Genomic DNA, 228 nt, shown 5'->3' with positions numbered 1-228 from the left:
AATCTCGATTGGTCGTTCTCGTACGGCGAGAAGGTGCTGTACACCCCGAAGGATTACAACTACCAGCCGGCGTTCAACGCCGAGGACCGCAACCATGCGGTGCTTGGTGTCGGCATCATCGCCGACGACACCCCCCTGTATTTCGATTGCGCCAACGACGCCGGGCTGGCCGTCGCCGGCCTGAACTTCCCGGGCTATGCCGAATATGCACCCGACAGCGTGAATCTT

The 228-nt window shown here is 60.5% G+C and carries 1 protein-coding gene; it reads left to right on the top strand.

The annotated features are described in order from the left end of the window. On the top strand, window positions 1-228 hold a 228-nt coding region (locus tag AC2Q9J_RS18620), incomplete at both ends, for a linear amide C-N hydrolase (RefSeq protein WP_499042228.1).

This window comes from Planococcus sp. RAB007_Raresut (assembly GCF_057369535.1).
Note: the sequence above shows the minus strand (reverse complement) of the source record. Positions and strands in the feature narration are given on the sequence as shown.